Origin of the sequence: Streptomyces akebiae, assembly GCF_019599145.1 — a bacterium.
GTDB lineage: Bacteria > Actinomycetota > Actinomycetes > Streptomycetales > Streptomycetaceae > Streptomyces > Streptomyces akebiae.
This window is the reverse complement of the sequence record NZ_CP080647.1, coordinates 6807655-6819667: the sequence shown is the minus strand read 5'-3', so window position 1 is coordinate 6819667 and position 12013 is coordinate 6807655. Positions and strand designations below refer to the sequence as shown.

9 protein-coding genes are annotated in these 12013 nt (G+C 71.9%); all 9 read right to left on the bottom strand.

What is annotated here, in order from left to right; all coding sequences use genetic code 11:
- Positions 1–112: 112 nt before the first annotated feature.
- The 9 genes from holA to leuS all read right to left on the bottom strand — a co-directional run bounded on the left by holA (position 113) and on the right by leuS (position 11650).
- A complete protein-coding gene (gene holA / locus K1J60_RS29405) occupies positions 113–1099 on the bottom strand; it encodes a DNA polymerase III subunit delta (RefSeq protein WP_192829594.1) in 987 nt (328 codons plus the stop codon).
- An 81-nt stretch (positions 1100–1180) separates the two neighbouring features.
- Positions 1181–1426 carry a hypothetical protein gene (locus K1J60_RS29400; RefSeq protein ID WP_033525845.1) on the bottom strand — a complete coding sequence of 82 codons (246 nt, stop codon included), beginning with the start codon at positions 1424–1426 and terminating at the stop codon, positions 1181–1183.
- A 47-nt stretch (positions 1427–1473) separates the two neighbouring features.
- The gene (locus K1J60_RS29395; RefSeq protein ID WP_220648825.1) at positions 1474–1890 is read right to left on the bottom strand and encodes a hypothetical protein; all 417 of its coding nucleotides are present in this window, start codon (positions 1888–1890) and stop codon (positions 1474–1476) included.
- A 110-nt stretch (positions 1891–2000) separates the two neighbouring features.
- Entirely contained in the window at positions 2001–2819 is an 819-nt protein-coding gene (locus K1J60_RS29390) for an arylamine N-acetyltransferase family protein (RefSeq protein ID WP_220648824.1), read from the bottom strand.
- Between the two features lie 4 nt (positions 2820–2823).
- On the bottom strand, positions 2824–5367 hold the full coding sequence (locus K1J60_RS29385; protein ID WP_220651757.1) for a ComEC/Rec2 family competence protein: 2544 nt from the start codon (positions 5365–5367) through the stop codon (positions 2824–2826).
- 68 nt (positions 5368–5435) lie between these two features.
- Entirely contained in the window at positions 5436–6644 is a 1209-nt protein-coding gene (locus K1J60_RS29380; protein ID WP_220648823.1) for a ComEA family DNA-binding protein, read from the bottom strand.
- A 200-nt stretch (positions 6645–6844) separates the two neighbouring features.
- On the bottom strand, positions 6845–7690 hold the full coding sequence (locus K1J60_RS29375; protein WP_220648822.1) for a DegV family protein: 846 nt from the start codon (positions 7688–7690) through the stop codon (positions 6845–6847).
- 90 nt (positions 7691–7780) lie between these two features.
- On the bottom strand, positions 7781–8581 hold the full coding sequence (locus K1J60_RS29370) for a hypothetical protein (RefSeq protein ID WP_220648821.1): 801 nt from the start codon (positions 8579–8581) through the stop codon (positions 7781–7783).
- A 201-nt stretch (positions 8582–8782) separates the two neighbouring features.
- On the bottom strand, positions 8783–11650 hold the full coding sequence (gene leuS / locus K1J60_RS29365; RefSeq protein WP_220648820.1) for a leucine--tRNA ligase: 2868 nt from the start codon (positions 11648–11650) through the stop codon (positions 8783–8785).
- Positions 11651–12013 lie beyond the last annotated feature (363 nt).

Here is a 12013-nt window from a genome sequence, read left to right as displayed (position 1 = left end):
GCCGCTCATGGCTCGGGGCGACTGCGCTTTTCAGGGGCGCGGGGAACGGCGAGACAAGCCCCGACGCTCCCGCACGAACCCGCTCACGCCCCGCCCCTCCGTCTCAACCCTCTCAACCCCGACGCGACCGAGCAGCCCGCGCGATCACCACAACCGCCTTCTCCAGCGCGTACTCAGGATCGTCCCCTCCGCCCTTGACCCCGGCATCGGCCTCGGCGACCGCCCGCAACGCCACGGCCACCCCGTCCGGCGTCCACCCCCGCATCTGCTGCCGCACCCGATCGATCTTCCACGGCGGCATCCCCAACTCCCGCGCGAGATCCCCCGGCCGCCCGCCCCGCGCCGACGACAACTTCCCGATCGCCCGCACCCCCTGGGCCAGCGCACTGGTGATCAACACCGGCGCCACCCCCGTGGCCAGCGACCACCGCAGCGCCTCCAACGCCTCCGCCGCCCGCCCCTCGACGGCCCGATCGGCCACCTCGAAGCTCGACGCCTCGGCCCGCCCGGTGTAGTACCGCCCGACCACCGCCTCGTCGATCGTTCCCTCGACGTCCGCCACCAACTGCGACGCCGCGGACGCCAACTCCCGCAGATCACTCCCGATCGCATCGACGAGCGCCTGGCACGCCTCCGGCGTCGCCGACCGCCCGAGCGTCCGGAACTCACCCCGCACGAACGCCAGCCGATCCCCCGGCTTCGTCATCTTGGGGCACGCCACCTCCCGCGCCCCCGCCTTGCGCGCCGCGTCCAGCAGCCCCTTGCCCTTGGCACCGCCCGCGTGCAGCAGCACCAGGGTGATCTCCTCGGCGGGAGCCCCCAGATACGCCTTCACGTCCTTGACCGTGTCGGCCGACAGATCCTGCGCGTTGCGTACGACCACGACCTTGCGCTCCGCGAAGAGCGAGGGACTCGTCAGCTCGGCGAGCGTGCCGGGCTGCAGCTGGTCCGATGCCAGATCCCGCACATCCGTGTCGGCGTCCGCGGCCTTCGCCGCGGCCACCACCACCTGCACAGCCCGATCGAGCAGCAACTCCTCCTGCCCCACGGCCAACGTCACGGGGGCGAGGGGATCATCGTTCACAGTCTTCTTGGCCATCCCGGACAGCATCCCACGGCCCACTGACAACCCGACCGCACGCCGACCGGCCCCAGCACACGGACCCTCCGAGCGGCAGCCCTACGGTTCCTCCCGCCACCCCTCCCACTCCCCCGCGAACTCGTCCAACGCCCCCGGATCGAGCCGCTCCCGCTCGTCCCGCAGCACCACCAGCCACTGCGCGTCCTCGGCGTCGTCCTCCCCGGCCAACGCGTCCCGCACCAGCTGCGGCTCCTCATCCAGCCCGAACCGCTCCCGCAACGCGTCGACAACCTCCTCGGCCGCGTCACGGTCCGGCAACACCAACACATGCCTCACATCACTCACGCCCCCATCTTCCGTCACTCCTGTCCACCTGGGGCGCCCAGTGAGGACTACGATCCGGCGATCTCTTGCCGGACTTGGCGGGTGAAGCGACGCAGGAGGTCCAACGTCTCCCGGAACTCGGCGCGGCGGTCGTCCCTGCCGTCGGTGGGCCGGGTGCTCCAGACCCGACGCGCGAGGGCATCGGCGAGATCGACGGTGTCGTCGGAGCAGAGCAGGTAGAGGGCTGAGCGTGCTTCCTGCAGCCGGTTCGCCAACTCGTTGGCTCCCGGACCGTCGTCGCTCAGCTGCGTTTCCTTGAGGTAGTCCAGCAGTTGCACTACGGCCGTGTTGAAGCCGATCCCGGCTTTGAGCTTCTGTTCGCGGAGCCACATGCGGTCCTGTCGGCGCGCGGTGAACCACGCCCCGAACACGGCCCCTATGAGTCCGATAGCGGCCCCGACGGCCACGGGCAGGATGTTTCCCACGGTCAGCTCCCCCCCCCGACGTACAGCGACGCCAGGCTACAGAGACACCCGGAGGCTCCGCACTCGAGCGCGCTCCCATACCAAGGGTTCGGTGATCCAAACGAAGCGGCCTAGCCCACCCCCCTCCCCTCCCCCACCTCCGGCACCCTGTCCAACTCCATCCCGAAGCGGTCCCGGTACACCGCCAGCACCTCCGCGTCCGAGCCCAGCTCGGTCACCTCCCGGTCGCCCGCCGCCGAGGTGACGGTGAACGTGCGACCGCTGAGCGTGAGGCGACCGCCGTTCTCCGTGAGCCGGGAGCAGACCAGGGACTGGGTGAAGTGGGAGGCCGGTGACGTGCTGTGCCACCAGGCCCCGGCCACGAAGTCCCCGAGCGCCCTCGGCCGCGTCTCCAGCCGGTACTGGGGCTTGCCGTTGCGGAACACATCCAGGTCCCCGAACTCCCGGCCCCCGCTCTCCCGGTCCGCCTCGGCCACCCGGAACATGCCGCCCGGATCGTCCTGCTCGGCCCGGTCCCCGAACTCCAGCGGATAGTGGCTGTTCGCCCCGAACCCGACATCGGCCAGCCAGTCGCCTCCGTCCACCGTCCGCACCCTCAGCGCGAGATGGTCGTACGGGATACCGAGCCGCCCCTCCTCGCCGTACACCCGGGCCGCGAGCAGCGCCACGTCGAACCCGAGCTTCGAGAGCAACGCCCCGAACAACCCGTTCAGTTCGAAGCAGAAGCCGCCCCTGCGCGCCCCGACCACCTTGTCCAGCAGGCGCTTCTCCTCCAGGACGATCTCCTCTCCGAGGTGGATCGACAGGTTCTCGAACGGCACCGCCCGTAGATGGCGCAAGTGCAGTTCACGCAGGAGGTCGACGGTGGGCCAGGCCTGCTGCTCGGCCCCGAGACGGTGAAGGTAGGCGTCAAGCTCTGCGGTGTCCATGCCCTCAGTCTCTCGCCACGAGCAACTCCTTCGCCGTACCCGCGACGGCGACCGCGCCGTCCTCGTCCGTACGCAGCACCGTGGCACCCCCGGCCCGCAGCGCCGCGACCGTACTGGGCGCCGGATGACCGTACGGGTTGTCCGCGCCCACGGAGATGAGAGCCAGCGCGGGGGCCATGGCCCGTATCAGCCCCGGATCCTGGTAGGCCGAACCGTGGTGGGCGACCTTCACCACGTCCACGGCTCCCAGCGCGGCAGCCTCGGGAGACCTCGCCAGCTCCCTCTGGCCGGGCGGCTCCAGGTCGCCGAGGAGCAGCAGGGTCAGCCCGGCCGAGCGGACGAGCATGGTGACGCTGGCGTCGTTCGGTCCTTCCGGCGTGACCGCGTCTCCCGGCGGCCACAACACACGCCAGGCGAGGCTGCCCGTGCGCCGCTCCTCCCCGGCCACGGCCCGTGTCAGCGGGATCCGCCGGGCCGCCGCCTCCCTGCGCACGAACGCGGCCTGCTCCACGGGCTCCTCGAACCCCGTCGTCGCGATCGCCCCCACCGAGCGCCCCCGCAGCACCCCCGGCAGCCCCACCACATGGTCGGCGTGGAAGTGGGTGAGGACCACCAGCGGAATGTCGGTGATGCCGAGCGAGGTCAGACAGCGGTCGACCAGCACCGGATCGGGACCCGCGTCCACGACCACCCCGGCCCCGTCGCCCGCCGCGAGCACGGTGGCGTCCCCTTGGCCCACGTCGCACACCACAAAACGCCATCCGGGCGGCGGCCACCCCGTGATCACCCTGGTCAGCGGCGGTGGCTGCACCACGACCAGCAGGAACGCCATCAGGCAGGCCCCCACCAGCCACGGATGGCTCACCAGCCGCCGTCCGACGAGGACGACGACCACGGTGACCAGGCCGAGCAGCAGCGCGCCGGCCCAGCTGCCCGGCCAGTCCACACCCGCGCCGGGCAACGAGGCCCCGGTGCGGGCGATGTCGGCGATCCAGCCGGCCGGCCAACTCGCGCACCAGGCAAGGCCCTCGGCCACGGGCATCGCCAGCGGTGCCGTCGCCAGGGTGGCGAACCCCAGCACCGTGGCCGGGGCCACCGCGAACTCCGCCAGCAGGTTGCACGGCACCGCCACCAGGCTCACCTTGGCCGACAGCACGGCCACGACGGGCGCGCACACCGCCTGCGCGGCTCCCGCCGCCGCCAGCGCCTCGGCCGGACGCGGTGGCACCCCGCGCCGCTGCAACGCCGCACTCCAGCGAGGCGCGAGGGTGAGTAGGGCGCCGGTGGCGAGGACGGACAGCAGGAAGCCGTAACTGCGGGCCAGCCACGGGTCGTACAGCACCAGCAGCAGCACCGCCGTCGCCAGTGCCGGGATGAGGGACCTGCGGCGTCCGGTCGCGATGGCCAGCAGCGCGATCGAACCGCACGCCGCGGCCCGCACCACGCTCGGGTCGGGCCGGCACACGATCACGAAGCCGAGTGTCAGCGCCGCACCGGCCAACGCGGTCGCCCGCAACGGGATCCCCAGCCGAGGCGCCAGCCCCTTCCGCTCGGCCCGCTGAGCCAGCCCCGGCGGGCCGATGAACAGGGCCAACAGGATCGTGAAGTTCGCGCCACTGACCGCAAGGAGATGCGTGAGATCGGTCGCCTTGAACGCCTCGTCCAGCTCCGCCGTAACCCGCGAGGTGTCCCCGACGACGAACCCGGGCAACAGGGCCCGCGCGTCCGCGTCCAGTCCGTCCGTCGCCTCCCGCAGCCCCGCGCGCAACCGCCCCGCGACCCGCTGCACCGCGCTCGCCTCCTCCACCACGACCGGGGCCCCGCCGCCCCGCACCCGCAGCACGCCCGCCACCCGGTCTCCCCCGACCATGGCCGGCACGGCCTGCGCCACCACCCGCACCCGTGTGGACGGCAGCAGCGAGAGCCATGTCGCCCTCCCGGCGCCCGCCCCCACGTCGACGATGACCAGTACCGGAGTCCGTGTGGCGACGACGGCCCCGTCCAAGCTCCGCACGCGCCGTACCTCGGCCTGGAGGAGCACTGCGGCCGGGGCCGCGCGGTTGCCCTTGATCCGGGGGCGGGTGAGGCGCGGGTCGGAGGTGAGCTCCACGTCCGCCCTCACCCGGGCGTACTGCTCGGCCAGCCCGGGGACCGGCCCTCGCCGCAGATCCGCCCCGTGCAGCCCGGCGGAGGCCGCAGCCGCGCCCGCGCAGAGCAGCACCGCGGCGACGGACACCCTCGTCCAGGCCCCGCCCCCACGCCCGTACGCATGCCTCTGCCGGTACCCAGGCCCGAGCCCCTGCCCCTGCCCCTGCCCCTGCCCCTGCCCCTGCCCCTGCCCCTGCCCCTGCCCCTGCCGAGAGACGAGCAGAACCACCCCCGCCACCACACAGACCAAAACCACGCCCGTGACCCACCCCGGCGAGGCATGCACCGTCAGCGCCGCCGTCGCCCACGCGGCCAGCGCCGGTGGGACGAGGCGCAGATCCGTGGGCCCCTCCTGCCTGGGGTGCGCGTCGCCGAGTCGGCTACCGGCAGCCGCGTGCACGGCGGATCGCAGCGGAGCACCGGGCGCCCCGGTCCCCGCCGACACGCTCTCCTCCTCTCCCGTCGCCCTCATGGCCGTACGAGATTCCGTAGGTCGGCGAAGCGGCGATCGCCGATGCCGTTGACCTCACGCAGCTCGTCCACCGAGCGGAAGCCGCCGTTCTGGGTGCGGTAGTCGATGATGTGCTGGGCGAGGACGGGGCCCACGCCAGGCAGTGTGTCCAGTTGGTCGGCAGTGGCCGTGTTGAGCGACACGGGGGTCGTGGGCGCCGATCCGGCCGCGGCTCCGCCTGCCCCGGCCGCAGCACCGCCGCCCATGCCCGCTCCGGCCACGGCACCCGATCCGGGCACCGGCGCCGGAGTGCCGACCAGGACCTGTTCGCCGTCCGCGAGGAGCCGGGCGCGGTTGAGCCCGTCGGTGTTCGCTCCCGGCCGCACCCCGCCCGCCGCCCGCAGCGCGTCTGCGACCCGCGAACCGGCCGGGAGCCGTTGGATGCCGGGTCTGCGCACCTTGCCGCTGACGTCCACCACGATCGTGGGCCCGGCCGAGGAGGCCACCGCCCCGGACGAGGTGCCCGACACCGCCGCCACACCGTCTCCGGGCTCACCCCACGGTGTCTCGGTGCTCCCTGGCGCCGCCGAGGCACCCGGCACGCCCGCCCGCACCACCTCGGGTGCGCTCACCGGCTGGGGCCGGCCCGCCCAGAAGTGCTGTGCCGCGAACACCGCCGCGACGACCAGCACCACGCTCAGCGCGACCACACTCTTCCGCTCCAGGCCGCACCGCAGCTGCAACCACAACGGCAGTCGGTCCCGCACGGCGGGCCCCAACCGCTCGCGCCACGCACGCCTCGGGTCACGACCGGCGGCCCCGTCGCCGGCCTCCGAAACAGACGCAGCCCGGCCATCAGCCCCGTCGCCGGCTTCCGAAGCAGACGCAGCCCGGCCATCAGCCCTGCCGGGGCCGGCGCTACGCGAAGGAGCACCGCGGCTCACGGCCCGCTCCCCAGCCGGTCCACCGGCGTCCGGGACCGCACCCCCCGTCCTCCCCTTGGGCACCTGCGGCGGCCCATGCCCCAACTCCCGGGGCTCCCTGGCCGTTTCGGGAAACAACGCCTCCGCGCGCAGACGCAGAGTCTCCGCCGATGCCTGGTGACGGCGGCCGGCCCGCCCCCTCGGCCGCCGAGGGTGGTGGTGTCGGGCGCGCCCGTCGGAGGAGGGGCCCCGGCCGGGGCCGCTGGTGACCATGGCCGTGTGTGAACGTGATCGAAGTGCCATGGCACGAGGATGGGGCAGACTCACCCACTCAAGATGATCTTGGTCAATTCCCGTGGATTACTACCCAGTTGTGGATAACTTCGCCACTCACACGAGTGAACGGACCGAATCGAGCGAACGGACCGAGACGAGCGAACAGACCGAGACGAGCGAACAGACCGAGACCGGCGAACGGACCGAGACGAGCGACCACGTCCGCCTCATCGAGGCGAGACGACCGCCCCCAGCAACCCAGGCCCGGTGTGGGCCCCGATCACCGCCCCGACCTCGCTCACATGCAGATCGGCCAGCCCGGGCACCCGGCCCCGCAGCCGTTCCGCGAGCGCGGAGGCCCGCTCGGGCGCCGCGAGGTGGTGGACGGCGATGTCGACCGGCGCCTCACCCGCCCGCTCGGCCACGATCTCCTCCAGGCGGGCGATCGCCCTGGACGCCGTACGGACCTTCTCCAGCATCTCGATACGGCCGCCGTCCAGCTGCAGCAGCGGCTTGACCGCCAGCGCGGATCCGAAGAGGGCCTGTGCGGCTCCGATCCGTCCGCCGCGGCGGAGGTAGTCCAGGGTGTCGACGTAGAAGAACGCGGATGTCCCCGCGGCCCGCTTCTCGGCGGCTGTGACGGCTTCGTCCACCGTGCCGCCCGCCTCCGCGGACTCGGCGGCGGCCAGGGCGCAGAACCCGAGGGCCATGGCGACCATCCCCGTGTCCACGACGCGCACCGGCACGGGTGCCTCGCGTGCCGCGAGCACGGCCGCGTCGTACGTGCCCGAGAACTCGGCGGAGAGGTGGAGGGAGACGATGCCCGTGGCGCCCGATTCCGCGACCCTGCGGTAGGTCTCGGCGAACAGCTCGGGGCTGGGTCGGGAGGTGGTGACGGACCGTCGTTTCTGCAGCGCCTGGGCCAGCGAGCGCGCCGAGATCTCGGTCCCTTCTTCGAGCGCCTGGTCGCCGAGGACCACGGTCAACGGCACCGCGGTGATGCTGTGACGCTCCATCGCCGGCGGCGGCAGGTAGGCCGTTGAATCGGTGACGATCGCGACATGGCGGGACATGAGCTGGAGGTTACCCGCCGAGCCGCGCCGACGGCAGCCCGGCCCCTGCCACCCGCGACCGCGCGGAGCGACCCGACCGGACGGAGTGGCTCAAGTGGTGCTCTCCGGACGGGGCTTCTTCTGCCACGGGTAGGTCGGCCGCGCGCTCGGCGGCGTGATCGCGGGCCTGGGCGGCTCCTGACCACCGGGGGACTCCCCGCTGCGGGACGCACCCCCACCGGACCCCGCACCAGTGGGCCTGGCACCACCGGACCGGGCACCACCCGACTCGGAAGTCTCCTGCCAGGTCTGCCCGGAGGTGGCGGTCGGCTCGGGTTCGGGCGCCTCGGGCCACACCGCGACGGGTTCCGTCGTCCAGTGCCGCAACGCGCCCGCCTCGACGTCGATCTGCGCGCTGAGCGTGTCGAGGTCGTCCTCCGCGAACTTGCGGGCCCGGTCGTGCGCCGCCCAGCGCAGCGAGTCGGCGGACTTGACGACCCGCTCCGTGCGCTCGCGCAGCGCGGGCAGCCGCTGGGCCAGCTTGGCGCGGTCGGGCTCGGGCTCCAGGCGCCGCAGCTCGTCGTCCAGCTCACGGCCGTGCTTGCTGAGCTGCTCGAAGAGGGCCAGGGACTCCTTGAGTGACTCGTCCTCGCCCACGCCCGCCTGCAACGCCTCCTGGGTGGCCCGCATGGAGGTGCGCAACTTCAGCCGCAGATCGGCCAGTTGCCCGGCGGGGCCCGGCTGGGCCAGGCTCCTGGCACGCAGGGTGGTGTCCTCGACGGTCCGCTTGGCCTGCGTGATCGTACGGTCCACGCCGCGCTTGGCCGCGCCGACCGCCTTCACCGTGGCGTACGCGCCCAGGACCACGAACAGCACGAAGAACAGGGCGACGACTGCGATGACGGCTTCCACGACGCGCTCCTTCTCCGACCGGCACGGGCATGTGCTGCGGCGCTCTTCCACGGTAAACGCAACAGGCAGGTCCCAGGTTCCATCGGAACCCGGAACCTGCCCGTAGGGGACGACCCCGAACCGCCACCGGCCGACAGCGGTGTGTCCACCTGCGGCTACCGCAGGTCACCACGCGGCCTCGCGGCGAGGCTCACACCGCACTCACGTGACGATGTTCACCAGCTTCGGCGCCCGCACGATCACCTTCCGGATCGGTGCCCCGGCCAGCGCCGCGACCACCTTCTCGTCACCCAGTGCCACCTTCTCCAGTTCCTCCTCGGAGATGGTCGGCGGCACCTCCAGCCGGGCCTTGACCTTGCCCTTGATCTGGACGACGCAGGTGACGGCCTCGTCGACGACGTACGCGGGGTCGGCGACGGGGAAGTCCTGGTGCACGACCGAGTCGCTGTGCCCCAGCTTGCGCCACAGCTCCTCGGCGATGTGCGGGGCCAGCGGAGCCACCAGCAGGACCAGGGCCTCGGCGACCGAGCGGGACACGGGGCCGCCCACCTTGGTCAGGTAGTTGTTCAGCTCGGTGACCTTGGCGATCGCGGTGTTGAACCGCAGGCCCTCCAGGTCCTGGCGGACACCGTCGATGGCCTTGTGCAGCGCCCGCAGGGTGTCCTCGCCGGGCTCGGTGTCGACGACCGTCACCTCACCGGTGGCCTCGTCGACGACGTTGCGCCACAGCCGCTGCAGCAGCCGGAACTGGCCCACCACCGCGCGCGTGTCCCACGGCCGGGAGACGTCCAGCGGACCCATCGCCATCTCGTACAGGCGCAGCGTGTCGGCGCCGTACTCGGCGGCGATCTCGTCCGGCGTCACCGCGTTCTTCAGGGACTTGCCCATCTTGCCCAGCAGACGGGAGACCTTCTCGCCCTGGTAGTAGTGGGCGCCGTCGCGCTCCTCCACCTCGGCGGCCGGTACCGCGATGCCGCGGCTGTCACGGTAGACGTAGGCCTGGATCATGCCCTGGTTGAACAGCTTGTGGAACGGCTCGGCGGAGGAGATGTGTCCCAGGTCGTACAGGACCTTGGACCAGAAGCGCGCGTACAGCAGGTGCAGCACGGCGTGCTCGGCGCCGCCGACGTACAGGTCGACGCCGCCGTGCGGCCGGCCCTCGCGCGGGCCCATCCAGTACCGCTCGATCTCCGGGTCGACCAGCTTCTCGGAGTTGTGCGGGTCCAGGTAGCGCAGCTCGTACCAGCAGGAACCGGCCCAGTTGGGCATGGTGTTGGTCTCACGGCGGTACGGGCGCGGGCCCCGGCCGTCGCCCAGGTCCAGCGTGACGTTCACCCAGTCGGCGTTGCGCGACAGCGGTGTCTCGGGCTGGGTGTCGGCGTCGTCCGGGTCGAAGGTGCGCGGGCTGTAGTCCTCGACCTCGGGCAGCTCCAGCGGCAGCATCGACTCGGGCAGCGCGTGGGCGACGCCGTCCTCGTCGTAGACGATCGGGAAGGGCTCGCCCCAGTACCGCTGGCGGCTGAACAGCCAGTCGCGCAGCCGGAAGTTGACGGTGCCCTCGCCGATGCCGGACCGCTCCAGCCACTCGGTGATGCGGGCCTTGGCCTCGACGACACCCAGGCCGTCCAGGGAGACGCCCTCACCGGTGGAGTTGACGATCTTCGCGTCGTACGACACGAAGGCGTCGTCCCACGTCGAGGTGTCGGCGCCGCGGCCGTCGGTGGGCTCGACCACACAGTCGATCTGCAGCTCGAAGGCGCGCGCGAACTCGAAGTCGCGCGAGTCGTGGGCCGGGACGGCCATGATCGCGCCGGTGCCGTAGCCCATCAGGACGTAGTCGGCGATGAAGACGGGGATCCGCTCGCCGTTGACCGGGTTGGTGGCGAACGAGCCGGTGAAGACGCCGGTCTTGTCCTTCGCCTCGGCCTGCCGCTCGACGTCGGACTTGGAGGCGGCCTGCGCGCGGTACGCGGCGACGGCCTCGGCGGGCGTCGCGTGGCCACCGGTCCACACCTGGTGAGTGCCCTCGGGCCAGGCGGCCGGGGTGAACTTGTCGACCAGCGGGTGCTCGGGGGCCAGCACCATGTAGGTCGCACCGAACAGGGTGTCGGGGCGGGTGGTGAAGACGGTGATGTTCTCGCCGTCGATGGGGAAGTCGACGCGGGCGCCCTCGGAGCGGCCGATCCAGTTGCGCTGCTGCAGCTTGATGGCCTCGGGCCAGTCCAGCTCGTTCAGATCGTCCAGCAGACGGTCGGCGTACGCCGTGATCCGCATGTTCCACTGGCGCAGCTTGGCCTTGAAGACCGGGAAGTTGCCGCGCTCGGAGCGGCCGTCGGCGGTGACCTCCTCGTTGGCCAGCACGGTGCCCAGGCCGGGGCACCAGTTGACCGGCGCGTCGGAGGCGTACGCCAGGCGGTACTCGCCCAGGACGTCGGCTCGTTCACCGGCGCTCAGCGCGCTCCAGGAGCCGCCGCCGGGCACCGCGCGCTCACCGGACTCGAACTGGGCGACCAGCTCGGCGATCGGGCGGGCCTTGTTCGCCTCGTCGTCGTACCAGGAGTTGAAGATCTGCAGGAAGATCCACTGGGTCCACCTGTAGTAGTCCGGGTCGATCGTGGCGAACGACCGGCGCTTGTCGTGGCCCAGGCCCAGCCGGCGCAGCTGGGACTTCATGTTGTTGATGGCGGCCTCGGTGGTGACCCGGGGGTGCTCGCCGGTGGCCACGGCGTGCTGCTCGGCGGGCAGGCCGAAGGCGTCGAAGCCCAGGGTGTGCAGGACGTTGTGGCCGGTCATCCGCTGGTAGCGGGCGAAGACGTCGGTGGCGATGTAACCCAGGGGGTGACCGACGTGCAGGCCCGCGCCGGACGGGTACGGGAACATGTCCATGATGAACTTCTTGGGCCGGGCGGCCAGCTCCGCGTCGCCCGCCAGGTCGCCCGTGGGGTTCGGCGCCGCGTACGTGCCGTCGGCGTCCCAGAAGTCCTGCCAGCGTGCCTCGATCTCGGCCGCGACGGCGGCCGTGTAGCGGTGCGCGGCCACTTCGGCGGCAGCGGGGTTCGTCTCGCTCATGATCCTCAAAGCTCCATCGATCGTCTCTGCAGCGGGCTGTTCGTCCAGGAAACGAAAAATCCCCTCGCACAGGAGGGGACGCCGCGCTGATGCCGACCACGCCGTCAACGGCGGTCGGGACTGATCAGCGCGGCCCGCTAAGCAGAAGGCGTACGGCACGCATGCGGTCAGGGTACCGCAGCCCCGATGGGCACGGACCCGCCGCGTGTCGGCCACGGGATCCGGCCAAAAATGTTGAACTTTATTCAAATCTTACTTCGCGTAACAACCACTAAGGGACATCACAGATGTGAGATTGGCCCTTGATAACACCGCAATAACTCAAACCTCGTACCGGCCGGTTTGGCACCACTTACAGTTCGA